Source organism: Guptibacillus spartinae (genome assembly GCF_028610625.1).
GTDB classification, from domain to species: domain Bacteria; phylum Bacillota; class Bacilli; order Bacillales; family Guptibacillaceae; genus Guptibacillus; species Guptibacillus spartinae.
This window is the reverse complement of record NZ_JAQQWU010000016.1, coordinates 1-26,045: the sequence shown is the minus strand read 5'-3', so window position 1 is coordinate 26,045 and position 26,045 is coordinate 1. Positions and strand designations below refer to the sequence as shown.

The following is a 26,045-nucleotide window of genomic DNA, read 5'->3' as shown; positions in this document are numbered from 1 at the left end:
CCCCTCCTTACATGAGTTTAGCGTGTCCGTTCTATCAGGTTTTATCCTAATTTTGATGGGGCTATTCTTTTCATGTAGCTGATTCTTATCCCATCACTCAGTCAAAAGATGTAGAAATTTCACAAGAATACAGGACTTATTCAGTAGCCCTTTCTACAACGAATCCCCGAAGCCTACTTTTATTTGTCTCGATAAACTAGAAATAGGAAAAAGAAAGGGGAGGAAAGAACGATGGAGAAAACGGTAATGATTACAGGAGCGTCTAAAGGACTTGGTAGGGCACTGGCGTTTTCTTTTGCTGATGCAGGGTACCGGCTTTCAATTTGTGCAAGAGGAGAAAAGGAGCTTTTTCAGGTGAGAGATGCCCTGATTGGAAATGGTACAGAAGTGATCGCGATCGTTGCGGATGCATCAAAGGCAGAAGAGATTGAACGGTTTGTGGCGGTAACGGAGCATGCTTATGGAAATATTGATGTTCTCATCAATAACGCATCATATCTGGGACCTTCTCCAATTCCGTCTTTATTGGATTATTCGCCAATTGAATTTAGAGAAGTAATAAGGGTCAATGCTGAAGGGCCGTTTCTTGTAACGAAACGTGTCTTACCTGGAATGATCCGGAGAAACAAGGGATCCATCATTAATGTTACTTCGGAAGCCGGAGGAACAGGCTATGCTGGATGGGGTGCCTATGGTATTTCAAAATTTGCGCTTGAAGGGATGACAGAGACTTGGGCTGATGAGCTAAGCGGGCTAGGCATTCGAGTAAATATGGTCGACCCAGGAGAGATGGACACAGCGATGCATGAGAAAGCTGTACCGGATTGTGATTATTTATTGGCACGACCTGAGAGTGTAACAAGTGTCTTTCTTCATTTAGCGGAATCGAATGATACTGGTGTGAGAGTGGAAGCTCAACGCTTAAAGGATGGTGATCTTTGATGGGAATCCCTTTTAACTTACCTGAAAAGCTTCACGCGAACGTGCCGCCTGAACATCGATTTGGACGAAGAGACGGTGTTCGGATGATGGTTTTAGAGGACGGAGAAGTTAAGCACGCGCAATTTTTCGAGCTAGGATCATTCTTGCAAGAAGGAGATGTGATCGTCTTCAATGATAGTCGTACGTTACCTGCAGAATTAGAGGGGGTTACGGAAAAAGGGGAGAAAATGGTTGTTCGGCTTGCAAGACGGATGGACGATAAGAAATGGGCTGTGATTGTCGCTGAAGGGATTGCAGAAAATGGTGAAACGATTTGGTTTTCGAAATCATTAAGCGCCATTATGGAGAAGAATGCGGGAGCTTATGATCATCTATCTTTTTCAAAAGGAGGAACGGAACTACTAAATGACATTTATCAAATTGGCGTGCCAATTCGCTATGAATATATTCATGACCCATGGCCACTTGAAGCCTATCAAACGGTTTATAGTTCGGTTCCTGGTTCTGTTGAGATGACTTCTGCTGGTCGAGCTTTTACTTGGAAAATGCTTTTCGAATTAGAAACATTGGGCGTTCAGCTTGCCTACCTTACACTTCATACAGGAATAAGTGATTTGCTTACGGAGAATTGGTCTCCGAATCCATATGAAAATTGGGAAGAATATACGATTCCTAAAAAAACGGCTGATACGGTAAATAAAGCATTAAAAGAGGGGCGTAGAGTTATTGCAGTTGGAACCACCGTTGTACGCGCCCTTGAATCTGCATTTGATACAGAAGTGAAATATGGAAAAGGATCGACAAACCTATACATCAGTTCACAAACCAATCTTCAAGCTGTTCATGGGCTCCTCACTGGTTTTCATGAACCAGAAGCCAGTCATTTAGATATGCTTTGTGCTTTTGTGTCGGAAGAAAGGTTGGATAAAGCCTATAAGGTCGCCCTTCAAGAAGAGTATCTCTGGCATGAATTTGGTGATGTCAATCTGATAGTAGGAGTGGGTCAATGAGGTTACATCACGCTGCAATTGACGTGCTTGATCTCCAAGCTTCCGTTTCTTTCTATGAGGAATTAGGCTTTACTAGGGTAGAAACGTATTGTTCACATGAGGAAAGGTCAGTATTCCTAAAGAAAAACGGGGTGATGATCGAACTGGTCGAACAAGTTACTAAACAACGTGTTAGGCTATCTGGTCACCTTGCTTTTGAAATAGAAAATCTTGATCTGTTTTTACAAGAATACAGAAGGGTGTTTACTAAAGTAGAGCGCTACACGCTACACGGAACAAAGGTCGCTTATGCAATTGGGCCGAATGGAGAAGAGGTGGAATGGATTGAAAAAAATACGGCTCTCAAATAATGAGCCGCATTAGGATAAGTAGGTGGTGATGGCTTGATAACATGCCTGTTTATAGGAACGATGTTGGGTGTAATCTCCTGTCATCATCCATTGAATCATATACCCATCAATCATTGTACGAATGGCACGTCCAGCCGTATCAAAATCAATGACGACAAAGACATTTTCCTTTCTTGCCTGCGTTAAAATCTCCTTAGAAATAGAAGCGCAATTTTGGTAAAAGCGTGCGTTAATTTCACGATAACGGTTGTTCTTTGTAGCCTGTGCTAGAAAATCCAAATAAACACGGTAGAATTTTTCGTTTTCCTCAGGGCTAACAAAGACAGTGTTGATATAAGCTTGAAGCATCTCCTGTGCAGAAGTTTCTTTTTCAACCGCTTCTTTTTCTTTCTTATAAATTCGCTCTGTAATTTGAGCGAGAAGATGCGCAAGAACGTCCTCTTTATTTTGGAAATAATAGTTCGGCACGCCTTTACTCACGTTGGCATAATCCGCAATATCTTGTAGTGTTACAGCTTCGTAACCTTTGTCAGAAACGGCTTGATACGCTGCTTTAATAATTTGTTGCCGCTTCAACTCTGCTTTACGATTCATTGTATTCCTCTCCTTACTGAGCTTATTATACATAAATTCGATGCATGATTAAAGAATTCAGATTAATTGACCGGTCAGAATAATTTCTGTTAAGCTTGTTCCGAAAGAAAGCTTAAGGAGGAATGTGAAAATGAATCAATTTAAAGCGTTAGTAGTCGACAAAATTGAAGAAGATACACAAGTAGCCATTCAGGAACTAACGAAGGAAGACCTTCCTGAAGGTGATGTACTAATCAAAGTTCATTATTCGAGCGTCAATTATAAAGATGGATTAGCGGCACATCCAAAAGGTAATATCGTCAAAAACTATCCTCACGTTCCAGGAATTGACTTAGCAGGCGTTGTAGCTGAATCCGATCATCCAGATTGGAAGGAAGGCGATCGGGTTATTGTCACAAGCTATGAGCTGGGTGTCTCTCATTATGGCGGCTTTAGTGAATATGCTAGAGTGAAATCTGAATGGATTGTCCCACTACCTGATGGGTTGTCTCTTAAAGAAGCAATGGTCTACGGTACAGCAGGGTTCACTGCAGCGCTTTCTGTTTATCAACTCGAACAGGCAGGAGTGACACCTGAAAAAGGAACGGTTCTTGTAACGGGCGCTACTGGTGGAGTAGGAAGTATGGCCGTTGCGATTCTTGCGAAAAAAGGCTATGAAGTGGCTGCCAGCACAGGGAAAGATTCTGAGCATAACTATTTAAAAGAGTTAGGTGCAACGACGATTGTTAGCAGAGAAGAAGTTGCCCCAGAAGGATTTAAACCAATTGGGAAGCAGAAATGGGCAGGCGTCGTCGATCCAGTTGGAGGAGATACGCTCGCGGCAGTTCTGAGTAATACGATGTACGGCGGTGCTGTAGCTGTTAGTGGTCTGACAGGTGGTCCTAAGGTTCCAACGACCGTGTTTCCATTTATATTAAGAGGAGTTAATTTACTTGGAATTGATTCGGTTTACTGCCCGATGGAAAAGAGAAAAGATATTTGGAAGAAAGCCGCAGATGAATACAAGCCGTCTGAGCATCTCGAGGCAATCCAAAACGAAATTACGCTTGACGAACTACCAGATGTCTTAAGCCATATTTTAAGTGGAAAAGTTCGTGGCAGAACAATTGTTGCGTTTTAAAAAAGGAAGCAGAGCATCGCTCTGCTTCTTTTCTTTTTGTAAGTTACGACTTTACTCTACAAACCGTTAGTCCATCACAAAGAGGGAGGAGGATCCCTTCCACTCTTTCATCAGATGCGATTTGTTCGTTAAATGTACGTATCGCTTCTACACTTTCACTCGTGTCATTTTTATCTATAACCCTGTCCCCCTGGAGGGTATTATCTGCTACAATCACCGCTCCTGGTGTGGCTAATTTTAACGCTGCTTGAAAGTAATTTGGATAATTTACTTTATCAGCATCAATAAAGAAAAAGTCATACTGCTGCCCAGCACTATGTAAAGAATCCATGTTTTGAAGGGCGGGGCCAATGACATATTTTACTTTGTCTCCAAGCCCTGCTCGATTCAAATTATCTTTCGCCACATTTGCATACGACTCTTCTAATTCGAGTGATGTTAATGAACCTTCTTTATCGAGTGCGCTTGCAAGCATCATCCCACTATAGCCGCCGAGGGCTCCAATTTCCATTATGTTTCGAGGTCTAGCAATGCGGACAAGTAAAGAGAGAAAGCGTCCAACCTCTGGTTTAACTGAGATAGCAGGCATACCATTTCTACGAATACTTTCATTGACTGAGTGCAGTGCTTCGTCTTCATTTCCGAATAGTTGTTGAATATACTCATCGTGGTTACGTGCCAAGCGGATCTCATCCTTCCTAGTATTAGTGGATTCGTACTCATTGTTATGCAGGGAAGGGTGACTGTCAAGGTTAAACTCACCCTTGTGAATGAACATAGAAAAGAGATTGATCATCTATCAATCTACTTCAATAGATAAGGTGAGGAAAAAAGTCCTATAAGGAGGATCAATACTTGGGAAAGTAGGAAACAAATCATCCTAATAATCCTACGAAAGTTATTGTTATTTCCCAATACCCCCTTGACGAATTGTTTGTTAAACTAGTAATAACAGCAAGGATCGGTTGTAAATATCTATCCTTTTTCCTACTTGCCTAAATGGAAGAAGGTAGCTGATTATGAAGGGAGAGTTCAGAATGCCATTTGAGCAAGGGAGCAAAGCACTAAAATCTGATGGGCAAAAGCGCACTACCCAAACATCTGAGCGGGTCAATGTACCCAAACTACCAATTGCGAGTGAAGAAGGCTTTTCTAATGTTGTGAGAGACTCCAATCAAAATTATTGGTTTACTAAGCAACTTTCGCCCAACCATGTAGAGGTTTATGTCTTTGTTCACAGCCTTGCTCAATTGAGAACGTTCCAAGTAAATGGCAAACCAAGTTTTTATGAATACCCTGAAACCATTTGTATCGCTTGTGAAGGCGAAGAATGGAATGGATGGATTTATGAATTTTCAAAGAAAGATCCACGTATGACACATCAGTGGCATGTGAATGGAATCTTTTGTGATTTGAAACGAAGAGGGAACGAGCTTCTTGTCTCCTCCTATCATGTGGAAGGGGATGAAGCCCTTTTAACAACCTTTGGTGATGCAGGTAAGAAGGTAATCCCTTTAGAAACCGGTTATTCTCCAGTAAACATGATGGTTGCTGAAGAAGGCATATATGTTGCTGCTCTATCAATTTCTTCTTCTTACCAGGATCAAGTCCTTCTTCTTGATGAGACGTACCAGGTTAAACATACCTTTAAGCTAGATTTCTCACCACGAACCATTCATTCCTGGAACGGACATTTGATCGTTCATGGTATTAACAGAAGAACAGGGAAAAGCGATCAGTTGGTTTACATCTGTTCCAAAACAGGGCGCCAAGAGAAATTTCCAATCCCAAGTGCTGAGCTCGTTCAGTGTTCAGAGCAACATTTAACATTTTATAATGCTGACACGAAAATCTTAGCAATCTGGGACCATCAACAAAAAGAAATCATTAGTATGAGAGAGTCAGAGCGACCTTACGTATCCAATCGCTTTTAATAACAAGAATGAAGCTTGAGCCTAAATGGTTCAGGTTTTTTTATTTGATGTCAAATTTTCTATCGTTTGTTTCTTTTCTTTCAGCTCGAGCGGGGGAATAGAAGGCACAACCTAAGAATGATATAATTATTCTAATCATTATGAAATGATCATTCTATGGAAAGAGAGGAAACGAATGCGACTGGAACCTTCAAAAAAAATAGACCCCAAAGGGTTAAAAGTATGGCAAATAACTGGCGGAATCTTTTCATTTATTGCCGTTCTTTTCATTAGTGGTTTATTTGTCGTTCATTTCATTTTACGACCTCTCCCTATATGGCTACTTGCGGTAGGTTGTACACTTGCTCTTCTATTTGCCCTTCTCCAAACATGGTTGCTTCCAAAGCTTCGATGGAAAAGGTGGAGATACGAAGTTACTGAACACGAAATTGAACTAAAATATGGCGTCATCATAGTGAAACGAACGTTAATTCCTATGGTTCGAGTGCAACATGTAGACACGAGACAAGGACCACTATTAAGGGCATATCAGCTTTCCTCGGTAACAATTTCAACAGCCGCTACGACCCATGAAATCCCCGCTCTATCAAACGATGTGGCAGATGAGTTAAGAAATCGTATTTCCATTCTTGCAAGGGTGGCGGAAGAAGATGTTTGAAAAAAAGCGATTGCATCCGGTAGCTATGCTGTTATCCGTTGTAAAGGCAGCTAGAGAAGCGGCCCTTCCGTTGATTTTCTTTGTGTTCGTTGGGGGAGGAGAAGGGTACTCTTGGTGGCATTTTCTGATTATAGGCTCACTGCTTCTGTTCACACTAGGTAATGGGGTATTAGGATGGTTTTTTTATACATACCACATTGAAAACAATGAGCTACGCATCCATCAGGGGTTTGTTTTTCGTAAAAAACGATTTATCCCTCGAGAGAGAATTCAATCGATTGATTTTTCTCAAGGACTAATCCAACGTGCCTTTGGACTCGTAAAGGTTCAAATTGAGACAGCCGGTGGTGGTGGGGAACCGGAAGTGGTGATGTCGGCGTTAAGACGAACTGACGCTGAATTATTAAGAAGTGAACTTTACCAAAAAAGAAAAGCCGTGAAGGAAGAAGCGATGGAAGAAGCGGAAAAACAACAGCCGGTACTTTATCAGCTTTCTTGGCGTGAATTACTCATTACTGCATCGACTTCTGGAGGGATAGGTGTTGTTCTTTCTTTCGTAGCTGCAATTGCTTCACAAGTGGACGATTTCATTCCGAACCGCTTTTATGAAAGTGTTACCGAGCGAGTCTTGGATGCTACGGTTCCATTACTATTACTTGCAGTTGCCTTTCTTCTCTTGATATCATGGTTTTTTTCAGTCATTGGAACGGTTTTAAAATATGGTGGTTTCGTTCTTACTCGTCATGAAAATGATCTCATTATTAATAGAGGGATTCTTGAGAAGCGCCAATTAACCATTCCTGTTCATCGCATTCAGGCCATTCGGGTTGTTGAAGGCATCCTTCGCCAACCATTTGGTTATTCTGCCCTTTATGTAGAAAGCGGTGGCGGAGGAGGAAAAGAAGAACAGTTTTCGACCATTTTATTTCCTCTCGTTAAACGAAAAAGAGTGAAAACACTATTGAGGGAAATCCTACCGGAGATGGCGATCCATGAAGAACGGTCATCCTTGCCATTACGAGCAAAAAAACGATATCTCATACGCTTCCTCCTCCCGGTTATAATACCAGTAGGAGTATTAACTTATCTTGTTCCCTACGGTGCTTACTCGCTCTTGTTGTTGCCAATCTGCTGTGTTATTGGTTATTTTCATTATCATGATGCAGGCTTTGGGATCAAAAAAGATGTGGCTCTTCTTCAATTTAGACAAATATCAAAAACGACCGTATATGTAGCTCGAAAAAATATTCAATCGATGGAGATGGAGACAACGATCCTCCAGAATCCCAAACAATTAACGACTTTTAAAGTGTCGATCTTATCAAGCCTTGCTGGAAAACAATTTAAGGTGAAAGATATTGAAAGTTCAAGTGGAGAGCAGCTTTTAAATTGGTATTCTTTCCGCTCTAAAAAAATTGAGAAATAAGGGATAACTTATTGGTAAGGAGGGTATATATGTACATTGTGAATTCTGTCATTAATGTGCCTGAAGAAAAAGTGGATGAAGTGATAGGCATTTATCAATCACGTTCTAGACGAGTGGATGAATTTGATGGGTTTGAATCATTCAGGCTCCTTCAAAATGAAAGTAAACCTTCAGAACTAACGGTGCAGATGAAATGGAAAACGAAAGAAGCATTTTTAACTTGGATTAAAAGTCCTTCTTATAAAGAGATCCATGACCTTGAAAAGAAATATCCAGATCAAGAACTTGCAGCAATAAAACCAAAGGTATCGCGCTTTAAGGTTGTGGCTGAATGACGAGTCAAATTGACGTGATTATTGACCGGGTTGTGCAGGGAATCTACCGTGATATGCCAGAATTGTTGGAGAGATTTGGGGAACAGGGACGTGTGAAATGTCGCGAAGATAATTATCATCATATTAAGCACCTGAATTCAGCAAGAAATCTGGATTCGGATGATTTTTTTGTTGACTATGTTTTGTGGCTGAACAACATTCTAACTGCAAGGGGAATGAAAACCGAGCACTTAATTGATAATTTTAAGCGCCTGGAGAATGAGATAGGTGCAGTAGAATCATTTGATGAAAAAGATGATTATCTCAGCACGTTAAAAAAAGGGATTGCAGAGCTTGAAGAACTGACAGTTGAAAGTTCTTTGTACACAAAGAGGTGAGCATGTGACGATAGATATCAACAAGTTAACAGATGACTTTCTTGAAGGGGATCAAGATCAAGCATGGGAAAGAATAACAGACCAGGCTGAACTAATGGCAAACAGTCATTTAACCTTTGAAGCTCTCACGAAAGCCATGCAACGCATTGGGAAGCTGTGGGAAGAAAATGAAATATCAGTTGCGGACGAGCACTTAGCTACTACTACGTGTGATTATGTTCTTTCTCGATATGCTCATTATAGGAAGATTACGAATAAGAACGAAAATGGTCCGAAAGCTCTTTTTCTTTGCATTGAGCAAGAACAGCATTACTTAGGCTTAAAAATGATATCGTTGTTGTTTCAAGAATATGGTTGGCAAACAAAGCTATTCGGAGCAAACTTGCCTCTAGAATACGCAGTAGAAAAAACGGAGAAATGGGGAGCTTCAGTAGTTGGAATTTCGGTTGCAATCTTGTATCATGCTGAGCGATTAAATCGTTATGTGACTGAGCTTGAAGCGTTGAAAAACCCTCCAGAAGTCTTAGTTGGAGGGAGGCTTACGTCACAGTACAATTTGGCTAAGTATTGTTCTGAACATACAACGTTAGTTCCTGATTTACATCGTGTTCGTGAATGGCTGGAAGAGCGGAAAGGGAGTATGAAAAATGTTCGATATTAATGATCATCCCTTGCCAGCTTTTTTAGTTGATGAAGAGCTAAATATTCTTTCACAATCAAAGCTTGCCACTGAAGCTTTCTCTCCACGTTCTTCTTTTTTAGAGCTAGTCGATATGGATAGTCGTAAAAAAGCTGCCAAAATGTTAAATCCCCTTTTAAAAGAATCAGAAGTTGAATTGGTGATGGGTACTGCACAGTCCCCTTATTCCTTGTTTCACGTTTATGCTAAGTGGTCAATGAATGGCGGGGGGCAGCTGGTATGTGTAAGGCAAGATGAACGATTGGAAAAGCTTTCAGAGGCACTTCAAAGACAGCAGGAAAGACTTGCTGATACAAATTTTGATCTCCTCGATAAAAAAGAAGAGCTTGAAGTAGCTTTAATGAAGGTGAAGCAGCTTTCAAGCCCCTTTCTCCCCATTTCAGCAACACTTGGTATTATTCCCTTGTTTGGAGAGCTTGAGGAAAACCTCTTTCATGTGAACGAACATCACTTGCTACAAACGCTTCAAGATGGAGATTATGAGCGGGTGATCTTAGACTTTAGTGGGATTGGTGATGTACAGGCTAGTGGTGTGCTCGCACTGATTTCATTCTGTAGTATGCTTGAGGTCGTCGGAGTATCGCCAATTCTATGCGGCATTAAACCTAATCATGCTCGGCATCTAGCCAATCATGATTTTGTATTAAATCAAAATTTTGATATTAGAGGAAATTTAAAAAATGCCGTTCATTATTATTTAAATGAGGCACCAATGTAAAAGACCAGTGATGAAGTAATCATCACTGGTCTTTTACATTGTTAACTATAAGTAGCGTGCAATAAACCCTAGGACGACAAGAGCGATAAAAATACCCCAGATAATTTTCCCTCCACCAGAGGAACCATGCCGTATTTTTCTCCGCTGCCATCGATTTGGTTTGAAGCGAATTTCTCCACTATCTGCTGTGCGTCTTACACGAATAATTCCACGGTTAATAAAGGGTTTTGCCCCAATTAGAAGAATCGGTGCAAGGGCGGCTCCTCCAATAAAGCCAAAGAGGTGCCCCAGAATGTTAATATTTGGACTGATGAACGTCATAACAAGACCAATTCCAAGAATCATTAGGATGAGTTGAGAATTTGCCTGGTCGATTAATTCTTTGCGGTAAAAAGCCATGTAGAAATAGATCCCAAACAATCCAAAGATTGCACCTGAAGCGCCGACATGACTAAAGTTACTATCTTGCAAATAGAAGGTCGCGATATTTGCAATAATGCCAGCCCCGAAATATCCAATCAAGAACTTAGCTTTTCCAAGCATTTGTTCAAGAGCAGGTCCAAAGAGGTAGAGCGAAAAGGAATTGAAGAGGACGTGGGCAAATCCTCCATGAAGGAAGATTGGCGTGACGAGTCTCCAGTATTCTCCAAGTTCAATTGCTCTATTGTAACCTACACCGAGCCTCAGTATCGAGAACATTCCAAACAGGTTTACGAGAATGAAGAGGAGGATATGTATACCAATAAGTATGGAGATGATAGGATAGTAACGAATAAATGAGCGAAAATCTTCATTTCGTATAAACATAGGTCGACCACCTTTCTTGAACGCTATTACAAAGACTAATTTTTGAAAGAAGAATGTTTATTTCTTTTTAGTTTAGCATAGCTCAATCAAAAATCACTATTGAAAACACTATGCTAACTTTCTAAGATTTAGTACGAAGGAGTTTTGTCATGATTAAAGGAATTGGTATTGATATGATTGAGCTTGATCGCATAAAAAAAGCCGTTACACGAAAGGATTCCTTTGCAAAACGTATTCTAACAGAAAGTGAGTTAGTTACTTATCACTTATTAAATGGCCATCGAAGGATTGAATTTCTTGCTGGGCGTTTTGCGGCTAAAGAGGCCTATGCAAAAGCAAGAGGAACAGGAATTGGTAAGCTTAGTTGGCAAGATATTTGCGTCCAAAAATCGACGGATGGGGCTCCATATATCGAAACAAAGGATGCAACTGAAATCGTACATATTTCTATATCGCATACAAAGAAACATGCGGTAGCGCAAATCATTATTGAATGCTCGTCAAGCTAGTCTGCATATGATGAAGACTTGCCTCATATAATTTACCACGGTCAGGAGGGACCTGTTGTGAGAATCGTATCCGGAGAAGAAATGTATGAAGCGGACCGGTTTGCCATGGAGGAGATTGGAATAGCTGGTGCTATGTTGATGGAGAATGCGGGGAAATCCCTATTTGAAGCAATGAAGAGCAAACTCCGTAAGAATGAGCGAATCGCTCTATTGATTGGGACAGGGAATAATGGAGGCGACGGCGTTGTACTTGGAAGGTATCTAAAAGAACTTGGATTTGATGTGGATCTTTGGTTAATCCCACCTCAATCTAAAGTAAAGGGCGATGCTAAAATCCATCTAGACATTTATCAGAACCTCACCTACAAATGGAAGGCATACGAAGATGGAAAAGCATTTGTCGACTCTCTTCCACAGTATAACGTTATCATTGATTGCCTATTAGGGATCGGTCTAGCTGGGGCTGTACGATCACCATATGATAAAGTGATTCGGCAGGTGAATTCATCCTCTGCGATGGTATTATCAGTGGACCTTCCGAGTGGTTTACAGGCTAACGGTGGATACGATGAGAAGTGCGATCCCATTCGTGCTGATTTCACGTATACGATTCAGTGTCCAAAGATAGGAGCCTTTCTTTACCCTGATGCCGATTTCTATGGAGAATTAGTGGTGGTTAACATTGGTCTTCCCCAAGCAGCTTTCTCATCATGTGATCGAATGATCTGGGAAAAATCAGATGTTCATCGCACGCTTTCTAATCGATCGGCATCCTCTCATAAAGGAAGCCATGGAAAAGGTCTGGTCATTGGAGGATCAAGAGGAATGGTTGGCGCTCCAATTATGACAGCGAAAGCAGCCTATCGAAGTGGAGCTGGTTTAATACAAGCTTCTGTTCCAGAGGAGATCCTTTCGGTGACAGCAGGGTCCGTAGTTGAAACAATCTTTCAGGGGTGGCCATCCAACAGTGGATTTTTCTCTGGTGAGGTTTCAGAGGATCTGGCCTCTTTTGATGGTATTGCCGTTGGACCAGGACTTGGAAGGAAATCGGGGTGTAAGCAAATCGTTGAAACGACATTAACGACGGATTCGCTCCTTATTTTGGACGCAGATGCATTGTATCACTTATCAGAATTGAAGGAACGTCTGAAAACAAGAAAAGCACCAACTGTATTGACACCTCATCCTGGTGAAATGGCCAGGTTAACTGGTTTGTCGATTAAAGAAGTGCAAAGCAAGCGGTTTGAGATATCGCGTGCATTTGCTAAAGAGTTCGGTGTTTATCTTGTGTTGAAAGGCCCTTATACGATTGTGACTGCCCCTGATGGAAGTCAATTTGTGAATACAACAGGTAATCCGGCGCTAGCTAAAGGAGGCTCGGGTGACGTGTTAACCGGCATGATACTTGCCTTTGTCATGCACAGCAGATCCATTCAAGAGGGGATTAGCAACGCGGTTTATTTACATGGCCAATCAGCAGACACTCTGGTGCAAACAGCTCATTCTACTCTCGATGTACTGGCAACAGACGTCATTGCTACAATACCAACCGTTCTGCATTCATTTCTGAAGCAACATCACGGATAGGTTTTTCACCACACAGGAACCTCCTTTGTCGTTTTAAATGAGGCAAAGGAGTTGGGGATAGAGTGAAAAAGTTCGGTGCTGTTCTACTAATCAGTATATTCATGCTTGTAGCCCTTGCAGGTTGCGGTCAAAAAAGTCAGGAAGACGTTGTGAAGGATCTAGATAAGAAACTGAACGAAATGGAAGGTTATAAAGTTAATGCTAATATGACGCTTGAAACAGGAGAAGAACCCCAGCGTTATGATGTGGAGATTTGGTACCAAAAGCCATCTTATTATCGAGTGGAATTGAAAAATGAATCAAAAGAACAAAGTCAAATCATCTTACGAAACGATGAAGGGGTTTTTGTGCTTACCCCTGCCTTAAATAAAAGTTTTCGTTTCCAAAGTGATTGGCCTGAAAACGGGAGTCAGGCTTATCTCTATAATACGCTCGTACAGGATATCTTAAATGATTCTGGCGCTCAATTTGAAGCGAAGGAAAATGATTATGTGTTTACCACGAAAACAAATTACCAGAATAAGAACTTGTCCACTCAATCGATTCAATTAAATAAAAAAGACCTTGCCCCAGAAAAAGTAACGATTATGAATCAGGATCAAAAGCCACTTGTTGATATTGAATTTTCGAATATGAAATTCAATGCTTCATTTGATAAAGGTGCTTTTGATATGGAGCGAAACATGACAGCAGCTCAGCTAGAAGTACCGGTATTAGCCACGACAAATGAGCCTTTTGAAGTCGTGTATCCAATGTATGAACCACAAGGAACGGGGCTAACGGATGAGAAAGAAGTGGCAACCAATAAAGTGATGCTAAGCTTTACTGGTGAAAAATCATTCACATTAATTGAAGAGAAAAGCGAGGCTGCCCTCGAAACGAGTGCTCCGGTTACCGTTAGTGATGGGCAACCAATTGATTTAGGATTTACAATGGGGATTATGACAGATACGACAGTGTCCTGGCATCATAATGGGGTTGATTTCTTCCTTGCGTCAACTGATTTATCTCAGGAAGAGATGGCCGCCGTTGCGAGGTCAGTGTACGGCATGACGGAAATTAAATAATACTTCAAAGAGGTTCAGCTATGATTAATGGCTGAACCTTTTTTGGAAAGAAGCTGGTTCACATTGAGATCTCCCTTAAGCTAGTCGGGGATAAACGAGGCGCTTGCTTTTTTCTTGTCCAGCGTTCCTCGAGTCGCTTCAGCAATTGTCCGAACAAAACAAGCCGCTTGCGCTTTTCGTAAAATCTCCTAAAATAGAGGGCAGAGTGTATTGTTGTGGGAGGAAGTTGGAATGGACAATCAGGAGTTTTACCGTGGAACATGGGCTGAGGTAGATCTAGATGCTATTGAACAGAATGTAAAGTCATTTAAAAAATATGTATCGAATGAAGTTTCAGTTATGGCTGTTGTAAAGGCGAATGGTTATGGACACGGAGCTGTGGCTGTAGCACAAAAGGCTTTGCGTGCTGGTGCTGAATATTTAGCTGTGGCTATTCTAGATGAAGCCATTGCTCTTCGTGAAGCAGGCATTGAAGCTCCAATTCTTGTACTGGGGTGGGTTCCGCCAATTTATGCAGAAGTAGCGGCTAGGAATGGCATAACCCTTACTGTTTTTCAAGAAAAATGGTTAGAGGAAGCTGCTAGTATCTTGGGCAAGACGCTACTAAACATCCATCTAAAAATTGACACAGGGATGGGGCGACTTGGAATAAAGGAAGAAGATGAAGCTAAACAGCTCATTGAGTGCTTGGCAACACATTCTTCTTTTTATGTAGAAGGATTTTATACGCACTTTGCAACAGCTGATGAACCAGGCAATCCATTTATTGAAATTCAAATAGATAAATTTGAAAAGTTAGCTTCATTTCTTAAAGAAAACGGTTTACAACCAAAGTGGGTTCATCTTGGAAATAGCGCAGGATCAATTCGCGTTCCGAAACGAATAGGGAATTTAATTCGTTTAGGTATTTCAATGTATGGTTTGAGTCCATCTCAAGAAATGAAATCCATTCAACCTTTTAAATTAAATGCTGCTTTTCGTTTATACAGTCAGGTTGTACATGTGAAGAAAATGATGGCTGGTGAACCGATAAGCTATGGTTCTACGTATCACACATCGGAGGGAGAATGGATTGGAACGATTCCAATTGGATATGCTGATGGATGGATACGCAAGCTAAGTGATGCGTATGTTTTGGTGAACGGGGAGCGTGCTCCAATCGTTGGACGCATTTGTATGGATCAATTCATGGTTCGCTTGCCTTCAAAAATAGAGGTCGGTACGAAAGTGACGCTGATTGGAAAAGAAGGTTCAGAAGAAATTACAATAGATGACATTGCTGAGCGACTTGAGACGATAAACTATGAAATTCCTTGTATGATTGGACCGCGTGTACCGAGACTTTTTAAAGAATATGGAGAAAAAAAAGGCGTAATGAATACAATTTTAAAAAAATAGTAAAATAAAAGAAGGATTTTGCAAGAATATGGTGAAATAGTCTTGTGGAAAGTTGTTTTGCAATGCGTCGCGTGCAATGGTAAGATTAATGGTGGAATACAATATGAGTAGCAGTGCTTCGGAGGTGTATGTTTGTGTCAGAGGCAAACAAAAAATCGATTGTTGTAACTCTCCCACAACATATTTTAAATGAGGTGGATGGTATTATTCAACAGGAACAGCTTGATCGTAACGAGTTCATATCACAGGCCACGACAATGTATATTCGCGAACGAAAGAAGCGACAAATTCGTGACGCCATGCGCCAGGGGTACATGGAGATGGCTAAGATTAACTTGAACCTTGCAGCAGAAGCCTTTCTTGTTGAGGAGGAAGCAGAGCACACCGTGGACCGCTTAGTAAGCGGGGTGTAATGGCTTGATTGTCAAACGAGGTGATGTGTATTTTGCTGACCTTTCTCCTGTTGTAGGTTCTGAACAAGGTGGCGTAAGACCCGTCTTGATTATTCAGAACGACATTGGGAATCGTTTTAGTCCTACTGTCATTGTTGCTGCAATTACGGCACAAATTCAAAAAGCAAAGCTTCCCACTCATGTCGAAATCGATGCGAAGCGCTATGGATTTGAACGTGATTCGGTTATACTGCTAGAACAAATTCGTACTATTGATAAACAGCGTCTAACTGATAAAATCACTCACCTTGATGAGGGTATGATGCAACGGGTACAAGAAGCCCTGCAGATCAGCCTTGGACTTATTGATTTTTGAAAACGTATAATAACCAAGCGAAGCTGCTCCTATGAGCAGTTTTTTTTGTATCGTTTCTTATAATGACAAAGCTACAGAAATGAATAGGGACATATTGATCCCTTCTCTATACGAACAATTAGTAGTAGGGATAGCAGGGAATTTTCTAGTTATGTCGAAAAGTGTGTTAAGATGAAAATGATGTAATGTGCTAAGACTAGAAAAGCAGAATGATTGCGAGACATTTCTTGTAATGAGAAGATAAATGAATGTAGAAAGATCGTAGGGAGGAGCAAGATGGACAAGTTAGTTATACAATTATTGAATGAAAGTCGTGAGCGAATCTATAACAGATGGATGGATGAAATGGAAAGGGTTCGTGATGAGCATCGACTACAGTCAATAACGGATGCAGCTTATGAAGAAACGAACAAAGAGCTGTTTGAAATTATTTACACCCATATCGAACAAAATGTTCATAAGCCAACTGATCGAATGACCGAGTTTGCTGAACATTTAATGAAGATTGGTTGGAGACTGAGTTATATAACACAAGGGTTGCAAAACTTCCGTCGAATTATTCTAGCCGTGCTATTGGATGCGAATCAATCCAATGAAAAAGTATACAGTATGTATGATGAAATCGATCGCTGGATTGACCCTATTGTGAATCAGCTCATTAATGAAAGTGCAAAAAATTGGGAAGACACTGTTTCAATCCAGAAAGTGGCTCTTCAAGAGTTATCAGCTCCTCTTATCCCAGTATTCGAAAATATTAGTGTCATGCCACTAATTGGAACCATTGATACTGAACGAGCAAAGTTGATAATGGAGAATTTGTTAACAGGTGTCATAAAACACAGATCACAAGTGGTGCTTATTGATATTACCGGAGTCCCGGTTGTTGATACGATGGTTGCTCATCATATTATACAGGCCGCAGAAGCCGTTCGCCTTGTTGGAGCACAATGTATTTTAGTTGGAATTAGACCAGAAATTGCTCAAACAATCGTTAACCTTGGGATTGATCTTGGTCAATTCCCAACGAAAAGCACGTTATTTAAAGGCATGAAAACTGCATTAGAAATGACAAAACGCAAAATGATTGAGATTGAGTAAGGGGGGAAGACTATGCGAATTCCTATATTAAAACTGAATCAATATTTATTAATTACAATTCAAGTTGATCTCGATGACAAAACTGCACTTCAATTTCAGGAGGATTTGCTCGGGAAGATTCACGAAACAGGAGCAAAGGGCGTTGTAATTGATTTAACATCTGTTGATATGATTGATTCTTTCATTGCTAAAGTTTTAGGCGATGTAGTGCGCATGTCAAATTTAATGGGGGCAAAAGTAGTACTGACAGGAATTCAACCTGCTGTCGCTATTACGCTAATTGATTTAGGTATTATGATGAAAAATGTCCCAACTGCATTAGATTTAGAACAGGGGTTAGAGAAATTACAACAGGAATTGGGGGGATAAGTTATGAATATCCAATCCTGTGTGGAAGTTCGAAATGAATGGGATATCGTGAAGGCGAGACAGTCTGGGAGAAATATTGCGAAAGAACTTGGCTTCGGCACGGTCGATCAAGCTCGTATTACAACGGCTATTTCTGAACTCGCGCGTAACATATACCTCTATGCCGGAAGTGGCGAAGTAGCCATTGAACGTGTGGAAAACGGTGGTAAATTAGGACTTAAAATCGAAGCATCCGATTCGGGCCCGGGAATAAAAGACATCAGAAAAGTCATGGAAGATGGTTTTACAACCTCTGGTGGTCTTGGAGCTGGTCTTCCTGGAGTTAAACGATTAATGGATGAGTTTACAATTGATTCAAAAGAGAACGAAGGAACAGTGATCACTTCTATTAAATGGCTCCGTTAAGGAGGATAGAGCATAATGGACGACCGAGATCTTCAATATCAAAAATATAAAGCAATATTAGTAAACTATTTAGAAGAGCAATCGGAACAAACGTTATATAAGGGACAGCAGTTTAGTCGGAAGATGATTGAACAGAAGATATCCCCAGAAGAAGCAGTCAGTCTCCACGTAAGTGTTCTAGAGGAATTATTTCCTGATATTCCTGAGCCGCTTAAGAACTCGTATGACTTTTTGCTTGAGATGATGATTGGGTATGGGTTTGCCTATCGAGAGCATCAAAGCCTTCGAAGTCGTCAGCAGCAGCTAGAATCTGAAATTGAAATTGCTGCAAATATGCAACAAACGTTGCTTGCAGGGGATAAACCAGAAGTTCCGAGTCTTGAGATTGGTGCTATTAGTAAACCCGCCCAGAAAATGAGCGGGGATTACTATCACTTTGTTCAAGATGAAAATGATTGCGTAAGTGTAGCGATCGCCGATGTCATCGGTAAAGGAATTCCTGCTGCACTTTGTATGAGTATGATTAAGTATACAATGGACAGTGCGCCTGAGCAGCGAATGCAGCCAGGAGCTGTTCTTGAGAACCTTAACCGCGTTGTGGAACAAAATGTTGATCCTAACATGTTTATTACCATGTTTTATGGTTTATATGATCCTAGGGTTCATTCATTTTATTACGCTGGGGCCGGTCACGAACCGGGCTTTTTTTACGATTCGCAAAAAGATGAATTTGAAGAGCTCTTTACAAGAGGGCTTGTTTTAGGAGTATCAAAGAAAACCTCCTATCAAGAATACCAGCGGGTACTTAATGGAAATGATATGGTTATCATGCTTTCTGACGGTGTTACTGAATGCCGTTCGACAAATGGTTTTATTGAACGTGATGAAATCGTAGCGTTGATTCGTAAATATATTCACCTCTCAGCACAAGAAATTGTGGAAGAGGTTTACCGTGAACTTGAGCGTTTGCAAGAGTTTGAACTCAGAGATGATTTCACCCTTGTTATTTTACGACGCGAGGTTTAACTTCTTTCTAAAAGTGGAATAAGGAAATAATGGTTTTAACTAAAAATTAGAAGCAACCTAACAGGGGGTAATATTATGAATTTACAGATCAAACAAGAAGATCATGAGAATACACATCATTTACATATAGGTGGAGAGATTGACGCTTACACAGCGCCTCAGTTACGAGAAGCTCTACTTCCGCTAACTGGTAAAGAAGGTCATGAGACGCTCGTTCATCTTAGTGATGTTAATTATATGGATAGCACAGGTTTAGGTGTGTTTGTTGGTGCGCTGAAATCATCTAAAGAGCACGGTAGCTCGTTGAAATTGACAGGAATGACTTCACGCGTACAGCGTCTTTTCGAAATCACTGGACTTGATGAAGTGATCGACATTGAAGACGTAAAGGGGGGATCAAAGTGATAAACATTTCAGACTTTGTTGAAATGAAAATCCCTGCACAAGCAGAATTTGTTGGTGTAACAAGATTGACGGTATCAGGAATTGCAAACCGAATGGGTTACTCTTACGATGAAATTGAAGACATTAAGATTGCTCTATCAGAGGCATGTACGAATGCTGTTAACCACGCTTATAAAGAAGATGAAAAAGGACAAATCACCATTGGTTTTGGTATCTATGAAGATCGTCTAGAAATGATGGTTTTAGATCGTGGTCAAAGCTTTGACTATACAAAGGTTTCCGAAAAGCTAGGACCAGTAGATAGTGATAAATCAGTCGAACAACTCAGTGAGGGAGGATTGGGACTCTTTCTGATTGAATCACTGATGGATAAAGTGGAAATCAGTGGAGAGGACGGAGTAGTAGTCATGATGACGAAGTTCCTCCACAGAGATGGGGTGGAAGTAGATGCCGACACAATCTCATCATCCCCGCAATAACAATAACAACGAGGTATATGAATGGATTGAACAATATCAAAAGGATCCGACTGATGAAATTGTTCAACTGAAGTTAGTGGAGCGATATCAGGATCTCGTTCAATCACTCGCCCGTAAGTTTTCTAAAGGGAAAAGCATTCACGATGATTTGTCTCAAGTCGGGATGATCGGATTACTTGCAGCGCTTCGTCGTTACGACCCTGAATTCGGTAGAAGCTTTGAGTCTTTTGCTGTCCCAACCATCGTTGGAGAAATCAAACGGTTTATTCGAGATAAAACATGGAGCGTTCATGTTCCAAGAAGGATCAAAGAGCTTGGGCCTCGTATTAAAAAAGCAGTCGAAGAACTTACGAATGAACTTCAACGTTCTCCTAAGGTCGACGAACTTGCTGAGTATTTAAATGTGTCTGAGGAAGAAGTACTTGAAACAATGGAAATGGGCAAAAGTTATCAAGCACTTTCTGTCGATAGTTCAATTGAAGCAGACCAAGAAGGAAGCACCGTTACCTTACTCGATCTTGTTGGCGATCAAGAACAAGGATTTGATCTAGTAGACCAACAGATGCTTCTTAAGAAAGCTTTTGCAGTTCTAACTGAAAGAGAACAAGAAATTTTGAATTGTACGTACTTTGAGAATATGAGTCAGAAAGAAACGGGTGAGAAGCTCGGAATTTCACAAATGCATGTTTCCCGCCTACAAAGAAGAGCGCTTGAAAAGCTAAGGCAAGCGATTCGAATTGAACCAACGGAGGCTTTCTAGTCATGATTCATCATCATGAATTTGAAAAGCTTACGGTGGCAGCGTATCAAAAGCCAAAGGCAGGCAATCAAATGTGTGGGGACAGCTATTATGTAGCTGAAACATCTGATTATTTCATTTGTGCTGTAGCAGATGGACTTGGCAGCGGTGATATGGCCAAGGATTCTTCTCTAGCTGCTATTAATGCAGTCAAGGAACACCAAGACGAAGATGTTGAATCGTTAATGAATCGTGCAAATGAAGAGATGAGAGGTAAACGTGGATGTGTTCTTTCCGTTTTTAAGCTTGATTTAAATACAAGACAACTTGAGTATAGTGGAATTGGGAATATTAATTTGATCATCTATCGACCAGATGGAAAAATTCTTCGCCCGATCTCGTATTCAGGGTACCTGTCAGGTAAGCTTCAAAAAGTGAAAGTGCAAACAATTGATTATCCTTCAGGTTCTTCGTTTGTCGCATACTCTGATGGCGTTCAAATCAGTTCAAAAAATTATTCGATGATTGCTCGTTTTGATTCCGTGCATGAGTCTTTTCAACATTTAACCGATACGCTTCCATCTACAAATGATGACATCACTCTCCTTGTAGGGAAAACAGTATAAAAAGTTCTTCCGTTTTTATATAGGAAGAACTTTTTTTATTTTCATTTAAAAATAAGGAAAAGATTCATGATGGTTTTTTAGAGGGAAGCTTTTAACAAATCAACTTATCCGGTAAACTGATACTAATATGGAATGGCTCTTAAGGAGGAATTGTTTTGGAAATGACAGTAGAGCAAAAGCAATCAGAACATTTTCGTAAAGTTGCTCAAAATTTAAAGCTTGCTGAACGAAGTGTAAGAGAAGTAATTACATTATTAAATGATGGGAATACCGTACCCTTCATTGCCCGTTATCGTAAAGAGTTAACTGATGGTCTCGATGAAGTTCAGCTAAGAGATATACAAGAAGCGTGGACCTACCTTCAGAATTTGGATCAGCGAAAAGAAGAAGTGATCCGTCTTATTCAAGAGCAGGATAAACTAACAGATGAACTAAAGAAGCAATTAAAAGCGGCTACAAAGCTCCAAGAAGTAGAAGATATCTATCGTCCATATAAACAAAAGAAGCGAACAAAGGCTACGATTGCTAAAGAAAAGGGGTTAGAACCTTTTGCCCGTTGGATTGTAGAAGATGGGAGTGATCATCCATCAGTGATTGCTAAGGATTACATATCAGATGAAAAGGAAGTTTTTACAGTTGAAGATGCTATTCAAGGAGCGCAGGATATCATCGCAGAATGGATTTCCGATGATCCTGAAGCTCGAAAATGGATAAGAGCGAGAACATTTCAACACGGACTCCTTCAAACGACGGTTAAATCGGAAGAGGAAGATCCTAAACAAATATTTGAAATGTACTATTCCTATCAAGAAGGCATATCCAAGATAGTCCCACACCGGATTCTTGCCATTAATAGAGGAGAAAAGGAAAAAGTTATACGAGCATCCATTACGCCTCCAACTGATTCCATTCACGACTATTTAAAACGAAAAACCATTAAAAATCAGAAACGAGACTGTGTAGCGATCCTTGAAGAAGCTATTACGGATAGTTACAAACGACTTATTCAACCTTCAGTAGAAAGAGAGATACGAAAAGAGTTAACGGAACGAGCTGAAGATCAGGCCATTCATATCTTTTCCGAGAATTTAAAGCATCTATTACTACAGCCGCCATTGAAAGGGAAAAGAGTTCTTGGTGTGGATCCTGCCTATCGAACGGGGTGTAAACTAGCTGTTGTGGACGATACAGGAAAGATGTTAAACGTATCGGTCATTTATCCAACACCACCGAAATCGGAAGTTGAAAAGTCAAAAGCGGCTGTGATTAAAATGATCAATGAGTACAATATTGAAATGATTGCGATTGGAAACGGTACTGCATCACGTGAAACAGAACAGTTTATTGCAGATGTCATTAAAGAAGTTGAGCAAAAAGTGGTTTATCTTATTGTAAATGAGGCAGGCGCGAGTGTTTATTCAGCTTCTGACCTTGCAAGAGAGGAATTTCCTGATCTTCAAGTCGAAGAACGCTCAGCCGTCTCTATTGCGAGAAGGATTCAAGATCCACTGGCAGAGCTAGTGAAAATTGATCCGAAATCGGTGGGAGTTGGGCAGTACCAGCACGATGTATCACAAAAAAAATTAAATGATCAACTAACCTTTGTTGTAGAGACGGCTGTAAACCAGGTTGGCGTTAATGTGAATACAGCTTCAGTATCGCTTCTACAGTACGTAGCGGGTCTGTCTAGGGCGGTTGCTACGAACATTGTAAAAAAACGAGATGAAGACGGTAAGTTCACAAGCCGAGTGCAGTTAAAAAAGGTTCCAAGACTAGGCGCGAAAACATACGAACAGTGTATCGGGTTCCTTAGAATCATGGGAGGGAAGCAGCCTCTTGATCAAACTGAAATTCACCCGGAAAGCTATGACGTTACAAAAGCTCTCTTAGAACGAATCGATTGTAAGCTTGGGGATATTGGAACAGAAAAACTTGTGGAGTCTCTTTCTGACTTGTCTATGAAAGATACGGCCGCGGCTCTTAATATAGGTGAAATCACGTTAAAAGATATTGTGGCTTCTCTCCAAAAGCCTGGTCGAGATCCTCGAGACGAACTTTCGCAACCGATCTTAAAGACGGATGTCTTGAAAATGGAAGACCTGGAACAGGGTATGGAATTAGAAGGTACAGTTAGGAATGTTGTTGACTTTGGCGCCTTTATTGATATCGGAGTAAAACAAGATGGGCTTGTTCATATTTCGAAGTTAACAAATCGCTTTGTGAAAAACCCAATGGAAGTCGTCCACGTCGGACAAGTGGTGACTGTGTGGGTTGATCAAGTGGACCTTAAGCGCGAGCGTATCGCTTTAACAATGCTTCAACCATCATAAGTACTAGCACTGCCCTCAGGGGTGGTGCTTTCTTTTATAGAAAAACCAGCATTGGTTTAATAGTTTGATTTGATGTCGATTTTTCTCAAGGTAAGCTTGTTTCAATTGCTTCTTGAACCAAACAGGCAACTTCATCTCCCCCTTAAGTAATGACACGTTGTAAATGATGATGTACATTAGTTTATGAGAAACGGCTTGTATGTGTTCGAAAGAGAAAGGAGAAAGGCATATGACTGAAAGGGAATTGCAACAGTTAGTTGAAACGATATCTGAGAAGTTTTTTGGGCTTGCTTTTCGCCATCAGGCAGTATTCAATACACGATTGAAAACGACTGGAGGGCGTTATTTGCTTCGCTCTCACAATCTTGAGTTCAATAAAAAGCATTATGACCAGTTCGGGAGAGACGAACTTGTAGGCATTATTAAACATGAGCTTTGCCATTATCATTTGCACCTTCAGAAAAAAGGGTACAAACATCAGGATCAAGATTTTAAACGCCTTCTAAAAGAAGTAGGTGGCTCTCGATATTGTCAGGTGGTGCCAGGTCAAAGGAGAATAGAGGCATTCAAGTATTACTATGAGTGTAGAGAATGTAAGACGAAGTATAGAAGGAAAAGAAAGATGGATACTTCACGTTACGTATGCGGAAAGTGCAGAGGGAAGTTAATACAAGTTTATTGAAACTTGTTATTGACGACCTAGATTGTATATGGTAAATTAATAAAGTCTCTTCGGAGAGCACGTCCCAAACGAATACATAGTGAAAAATTAATTACAAAAAGCTGTTGACTTTGTTTGCTGGATGAGTTATTATAGTAAATGTCGCCGATAACGGAGACAACAACTTAAACATTATTCCACAGTAGCTCAGTGGTAGAGCTATCGGCTGTTAACCGATCGGTCGTAGGTTCGAATCCTACCTGTGGAGCCAAACGGAGAAGTACCCAAGTGGCTGAAGGGGCGCCCCTGCTAAGGGTGTAGGTCGCGCGAGCGGCGCGAGGGTTCAAATCCCTCCTTCTCCGCCATTTTTATGGCCCGTTGGTCAAGCGGTTAAGACACCGCCCTTTCACGGCGGTAACACGGGTTCGAATCCCGTACGGGTCACCAACATGATTTTGAAAATAAAACGTTTCAACAACATGATATGTAATCAGTTATAAAGGTCTCGTGGTGTAGCGGTTAACATGCCTGCCTGTCACGCAGGAGATCGCGGGTTCGATTCCCGTCGAGACCGCCATTACTATTAAAATAAACCTGATTATATAAAATGTTGGGCTATAGCCAAGCGGTAAGGCAACGGATTTTGATTCCGTCATGCGCTGGTTCGAATCCAGCTAGCCCAGCCATGTTGAGCCATTAGCTCAGTTGGTAGAGCATCTGACTTTTAATCAGAGGGTCGAAGGTTCGAGTCCTTCATGGCTCACCACTTAATTTGCGGGTGTGGCGGAATTGGCAGACGCGCTAGACTTAGGATCTAGTGTCTTACGACGTGGGGGTTCAAGTCCCTTCACCCGCACCAATTTCTTTTTTAATGCTAACGTTTCATCAAGTTACGATGTGCGGTTGTGGCGGAATGGCAGACGCGCTAGCTTGAGGGGCTAGTGGGGGAGACCCCGTGGAGGTTCGAGTCCTCTCAACCGCACCAAATAGAATATGCGCCCGTAGCTCAATTGGATAGAGCGTCTGACTACGGATCAGAAGGTTAGGGATTCGACTTCTCTCGGGCGCACCATAATTATTTTACTTAACAAAATGTCGGGAAGTAGCTCAGCTTGGTAGAGCACTTGGTTTGGGACCAAGGGGTCGCAGGTTCAAATCCTGTCTTCCCGACCATCATTTACGCGGGTGTAGTTTAGTGGTAAAACCTCAGCCTTCCAAGCTGATGTCGTGGGTTCGATCCCCATCACCCGCTCCATTAAAGATGGGCCTGTAGCTCAGCTGGTTAGAGCGCACGCCTGATAAGCGTGAGGTCGGTGGTTCGAGTCCACTCAGGCCCACCATCTTTTCTAAAAAAAGTTGTTGACATTGATTATCTCATCATGGTATGATGGTTTGGTCGCTGAAAACGACATTGAAAGAAAAATTGATCTTTGAAAACTGAACGAAACGCCATGTAAGTAGTTGTTTCTACGGAAACAAAATGTTTTAAAAGCTAGATTAAGCTTTCTATCGGAGAGTTTGATCCTGGCTCAGGACGAACGCTGGCGGCGTGCCTAATACATGCAAGTCGAGCGAAGAGATGGGAGCTTGCTCCCTGATCTTAGCGG

General features: G+C 41.1%; 31 protein-coding genes, 12 tRNA genes and 1 rRNA gene. 40 read left to right on the top strand and 4 right to left on the bottom strand.

The window, feature by feature from the left end; translation table 11 throughout:
• Nucleotides 1-231 precede the first annotated feature (231 nt).
• From PQ511_RS20310 to PQ511_RS20300, 3 genes are read left to right on the top strand one after another with little or no spacing between them, the layout of a single operon-like run.
• Entirely contained in the window at nt 232-942 is a 711-nt protein-coding gene (locus tag PQ511_RS20310) for an SDR family NAD(P)-dependent oxidoreductase (protein WP_273853814.1), read from the top strand.
• Nucleotides 942-1,952, top strand: a complete 1,011-nt coding sequence (locus tag PQ511_RS20305; RefSeq protein ID WP_273853863.1) for an S-adenosylmethionine:tRNA ribosyltransferase-isomerase — start codon at nt 942-944, stop codon at nt 1,950-1,952. The genes PQ511_RS20310 and PQ511_RS20305 overlap by 1 nt, the downstream gene beginning before the upstream one ends.
• Complete coding sequence (locus tag PQ511_RS20300; RefSeq protein WP_273853813.1) at nt 1,949-2,302, top strand: VOC family protein; 354 nt, start codon at nt 1,949-1,951, stop codon at nt 2,300-2,302. The genes PQ511_RS20305 and PQ511_RS20300 overlap by 4 nt, the downstream gene beginning before the upstream one ends.
• A 9-nt stretch (nt 2,303-2,311) precedes the next feature.
• On the opposite strand, the gene PQ511_RS20295 is transcribed toward PQ511_RS20300, so the two are convergent.
• Entirely contained in the window at nt 2,312-2,896 is a 585-nt protein-coding gene (locus tag PQ511_RS20295; protein WP_273853812.1) for a TetR/AcrR family transcriptional regulator, read from the bottom strand.
• Between the two features lie 130 nt (nt 2,897-3,026).
• On the opposite strand from PQ511_RS20295, the gene PQ511_RS20290 reads away from it, so the two are divergent.
• On the top strand, nt 3,027-4,016 hold the full coding sequence (locus PQ511_RS20290; RefSeq protein ID WP_273853811.1) for an NADPH:quinone oxidoreductase family protein: 990 nt from the start codon (nt 3,027-3,029) through the stop codon (nt 4,014-4,016).
• 43 nt (nt 4,017-4,059) lie between these two features.
• On the opposite strand, the gene PQ511_RS20285 is transcribed toward PQ511_RS20290, so the two are convergent.
• Nucleotides 4,060-4,698 (bottom strand): O-methyltransferase, encoded by a 639-nt coding sequence (locus PQ511_RS20285; RefSeq protein WP_273853810.1) that lies wholly within the window; start codon nt 4,696-4,698, stop codon nt 4,060-4,062.
• 355 nt (nt 4,699-5,053) lie between these two features.
• Here PQ511_RS20285 and PQ511_RS20280 point away from each other — a divergent pair, with 355 nt between their 5' ends.
• From PQ511_RS20280 to PQ511_RS20250, 7 genes are all read left to right on the top strand, one after another.
• Nucleotides 5,054-5,950, top strand: coding sequence for a hypothetical protein (locus tag PQ511_RS20280; RefSeq protein ID WP_273853809.1), 897 nt, complete (start codon nt 5,054-5,056; stop codon nt 5,948-5,950).
• 175 nt (nt 5,951-6,125) lie between these two features.
• Nucleotides 6,126-6,608, top strand: a complete 483-nt coding sequence (locus tag PQ511_RS20275; protein WP_273853808.1) for a PH domain-containing protein — start codon at nt 6,126-6,128, stop codon at nt 6,606-6,608.
• A complete protein-coding gene (locus tag PQ511_RS20270) occupies nt 6,601-8,034 on the top strand; it encodes a PH domain-containing protein (RefSeq protein WP_273853807.1) in 1,434 nt (477 codons plus the stop codon). Before PQ511_RS20275 ends, PQ511_RS20270 begins: the two co-directional genes overlap by 8 nt.
• A 29-nt stretch (nt 8,035-8,063) precedes the next feature.
• Nucleotides 8,064-8,369 carry an antibiotic biosynthesis monooxygenase family protein gene (locus PQ511_RS20265; RefSeq protein WP_273853806.1) on the top strand — a complete coding sequence of 102 codons (306 nt, stop codon included), beginning with the start codon at nt 8,064-8,066 and terminating at the stop codon, nt 8,367-8,369.
• Nucleotides 8,366-8,746: a hypothetical protein gene (locus tag PQ511_RS20260; RefSeq protein ID WP_273853805.1), complete on the top strand. Its 381-nt coding sequence runs from the start codon at nt 8,366-8,368 to the stop codon at nt 8,744-8,746. The genes PQ511_RS20265 and PQ511_RS20260 overlap by 4 nt, the downstream gene beginning before the upstream one ends.
• A 4-nt stretch (nt 8,747-8,750) precedes the next feature.
• Nucleotides 8,751-9,407 carry a cobalamin B12-binding domain-containing protein gene (locus PQ511_RS20255; protein ID WP_273853804.1) on the top strand — a complete coding sequence of 219 codons (657 nt, stop codon included), beginning with the start codon at nt 8,751-8,753 and terminating at the stop codon, nt 9,405-9,407.
• Complete coding sequence (locus PQ511_RS20250) at nt 9,394-10,164, top strand: STAS domain-containing protein (RefSeq protein WP_273853803.1); 771 nt, start codon at nt 9,394-9,396, stop codon at nt 10,162-10,164. Before PQ511_RS20255 ends, PQ511_RS20250 begins: the two co-directional genes overlap by 14 nt.
• A gap of 45 nt (nt 10,165-10,209) precedes the next feature.
• Here PQ511_RS20250 and PQ511_RS20245 read toward each other — a convergent pair whose 3' ends face one another.
• Nucleotides 10,210-10,971, bottom strand: a complete 762-nt coding sequence (locus tag PQ511_RS20245; RefSeq protein WP_273853802.1) for a rhomboid family intramembrane serine protease — start codon at nt 10,969-10,971, stop codon at nt 10,210-10,212.
• A 149-nt stretch (nt 10,972-11,120) separates the two neighbouring features.
• Between PQ511_RS20245 and acpS the strand changes: the two genes are divergently transcribed.
• The 15 genes from acpS to PQ511_RS20170 all read left to right on the top strand — a co-directional run bounded on the left by acpS (nt 11,121) and on the right by PQ511_RS20170 (nt 23,777).
• On the top strand, nt 11,121-11,480 hold the full coding sequence (gene acpS / locus PQ511_RS20240) for a holo-ACP synthase (RefSeq protein WP_273853801.1): 360 nt from the start codon (nt 11,121-11,123) through the stop codon (nt 11,478-11,480).
• 57 nt (nt 11,481-11,537) lie between these two features.
• Nucleotides 11,538-13,067, top strand: coding sequence for an NAD(P)H-hydrate dehydratase (locus PQ511_RS20235; protein WP_273853800.1), 1,530 nt, complete (start codon nt 11,538-11,540; stop codon nt 13,065-13,067).
• 62 nt (nt 13,068-13,129) lie between these two features.
• Nucleotides 13,130-14,134 carry a LolA family protein gene (locus PQ511_RS20230; RefSeq protein ID WP_420541742.1) on the top strand — a complete coding sequence of 335 codons (1,005 nt, stop codon included), beginning with the start codon at nt 13,130-13,132 and terminating at the stop codon, nt 14,132-14,134.
• Nucleotides 14,135-14,365: 231 nt separating this feature from the next.
• Nucleotides 14,366-15,532, top strand: coding sequence for an alanine racemase (gene alr, locus PQ511_RS20225; protein WP_273853799.1), 1,167 nt, complete (start codon nt 14,366-14,368; stop codon nt 15,530-15,532).
• A gap of 128 nt (nt 15,533-15,660) precedes the next feature.
• Nucleotides 15,661-15,945 carry a CopG family ribbon-helix-helix protein gene (locus PQ511_RS20220; protein WP_048312993.1) on the top strand — a complete coding sequence of 95 codons (285 nt, stop codon included), beginning with the start codon at nt 15,661-15,663 and terminating at the stop codon, nt 15,943-15,945.
• A 4-nt stretch (nt 15,946-15,949) separates the two neighbouring features.
• On the top strand, nt 15,950-16,300 hold the full coding sequence (ndoA, locus tag PQ511_RS20215) for a type II toxin-antitoxin system endoribonuclease NdoA (RefSeq protein ID WP_048312992.1): 351 nt from the start codon (nt 15,950-15,952) through the stop codon (nt 16,298-16,300).
• A gap of 276 nt (nt 16,301-16,576) precedes the next feature.
• Nucleotides 16,577-17,398 carry an STAS domain-containing protein gene (locus tag PQ511_RS20210; protein ID WP_273853798.1) on the top strand — a complete coding sequence of 274 codons (822 nt, stop codon included), beginning with the start codon at nt 16,577-16,579 and terminating at the stop codon, nt 17,396-17,398.
• 12 nt (nt 17,399-17,410) lie between these two features.
• Nucleotides 17,411-17,767 (top strand): STAS domain-containing protein, encoded by a 357-nt coding sequence (locus PQ511_RS20205; protein WP_273853797.1) that lies wholly within the window; start codon nt 17,411-17,413, stop codon nt 17,765-17,767.
• A 3-nt stretch (nt 17,768-17,770) separates the two neighbouring features.
• The gene (locus tag PQ511_RS20200; protein ID WP_194222496.1) at nt 17,771-18,172 is read left to right on the top strand and encodes an anti-sigma regulatory factor; all 402 of its coding nucleotides are present in this window, start codon (nt 17,771-17,773) and stop codon (nt 18,170-18,172) included.
• A 15-nt stretch (nt 18,173-18,187) separates the two neighbouring features.
• The gene (locus PQ511_RS20195) at nt 18,188-19,198 is read left to right on the top strand and encodes a PP2C family protein-serine/threonine phosphatase (RefSeq protein ID WP_273853796.1); all 1,011 of its coding nucleotides are present in this window, start codon (nt 18,188-18,190) and stop codon (nt 19,196-19,198) included.
• A 75-nt stretch (nt 19,199-19,273) separates the two neighbouring features.
• A complete protein-coding gene (locus PQ511_RS20190; RefSeq protein WP_224599389.1) occupies nt 19,274-19,603 on the top strand; it encodes an STAS domain-containing protein in 330 nt (109 codons plus the stop codon).
• Between the two features lie 23 nt (nt 19,604-19,626).
• A complete protein-coding gene (gene rsbW / locus PQ511_RS20185) occupies nt 19,627-20,082 on the top strand; it encodes an anti-sigma B factor RsbW (protein ID WP_048313049.1) in 456 nt (151 codons plus the stop codon).
• Entirely contained in the window at nt 20,051-20,842 is a 792-nt protein-coding gene (sigB, locus tag PQ511_RS20180) for an RNA polymerase sigma factor SigB (RefSeq protein WP_273853795.1), read from the top strand. Before rsbW ends, sigB begins: the two co-directional genes overlap by 32 nt.
• 2 nt (nt 20,843-20,844) lie before the next feature.
• Nucleotides 20,845-21,447 carry a PP2C family serine/threonine-protein phosphatase gene (locus tag PQ511_RS20175; protein ID WP_273853794.1) on the top strand — a complete coding sequence of 201 codons (603 nt, stop codon included), beginning with the start codon at nt 20,845-20,847 and terminating at the stop codon, nt 21,445-21,447.
• Between the two features lie 155 nt (nt 21,448-21,602).
• Nucleotides 21,603-23,777 (top strand): Tex family protein, encoded by a 2,175-nt coding sequence (locus PQ511_RS20170; protein WP_420541741.1) that lies wholly within the window; start codon nt 21,603-21,605, stop codon nt 23,775-23,777.
• Nucleotides 23,778-23,792: 15 nt separating this feature from the next.
• Here the strand turns inward: PQ511_RS20170 and cmpA are convergent, their stop codons facing one another.
• The gene (gene cmpA, locus PQ511_RS20165; protein WP_226660038.1) at nt 23,793-23,906 is read right to left on the bottom strand and encodes a cortex morphogenetic protein CmpA; all 114 of its coding nucleotides are present in this window, start codon (nt 23,904-23,906) and stop codon (nt 23,793-23,795) included.
• A 100-nt stretch (nt 23,907-24,006) separates the two neighbouring features.
• Between cmpA and PQ511_RS20160 the strand changes: the two genes are divergently transcribed.
• The 14 genes from PQ511_RS20160 to PQ511_RS20095 form a co-directional block, all read left to right on the top strand.
• Nucleotides 24,007-24,459, top strand: a complete 453-nt coding sequence (locus tag PQ511_RS20160) for a SprT family protein (protein WP_273853793.1) — start codon at nt 24,007-24,009, stop codon at nt 24,457-24,459.
• 175 nt (nt 24,460-24,634) lie between these two features.
• Nucleotides 24,635-24,709, top strand: a tRNA-Asn gene (locus tag PQ511_RS20155).
• Nucleotides 24,710-24,712: 3 nt separating this feature from the next.
• Nucleotides 24,713-24,803, top strand: a tRNA-Ser gene (locus PQ511_RS20150).
• 7 nt (nt 24,804-24,810) lie between these two features.
• Nucleotides 24,811-24,885 (top strand) — tRNA-Glu (locus PQ511_RS20145).
• A gap of 54 nt (nt 24,886-24,939) precedes the next feature.
• Nucleotides 24,940-25,015, top strand: a tRNA-Asp gene (locus PQ511_RS20140).
• A gap of 34 nt (nt 25,016-25,049) precedes the next feature.
• Nucleotides 25,050-25,124 (top strand) — tRNA-Gln (locus PQ511_RS20135).
• A gap of 4 nt (nt 25,125-25,128) precedes the next feature.
• Nucleotides 25,129-25,204 (top strand) — tRNA-Lys (locus tag PQ511_RS20130).
• Between the two features lie 8 nt (nt 25,205-25,212).
• Nucleotides 25,213-25,297: transfer RNA gene (locus PQ511_RS20125), tRNA-Leu, on the top strand.
• A 40-nt stretch (nt 25,298-25,337) separates the two neighbouring features.
• Nucleotides 25,338-25,423, top strand: a tRNA-Leu gene (locus tag PQ511_RS20120).
• A 10-nt stretch (nt 25,424-25,433) separates the two neighbouring features.
• Nucleotides 25,434-25,510 (top strand) — tRNA-Arg (locus PQ511_RS20115).
• Nucleotides 25,511-25,534: 24 nt separating this feature from the next.
• A tRNA-Pro gene (locus PQ511_RS20110) sits at nt 25,535-25,611 on the top strand.
• Nucleotides 25,612-25,619: 8 nt separating this feature from the next.
• Nucleotides 25,620-25,693: transfer RNA gene (locus tag PQ511_RS20105), tRNA-Gly, on the top strand.
• An 8-nt stretch (nt 25,694-25,701) separates the two neighbouring features.
• A tRNA-Ile gene (locus PQ511_RS20100) sits at nt 25,702-25,778 on the top strand.
• A 166-nt stretch (nt 25,779-25,944) separates the two neighbouring features.
• Nucleotides 25,945-26,045 (top strand): 16S ribosomal RNA (locus PQ511_RS20095); the annotation flags it as partial.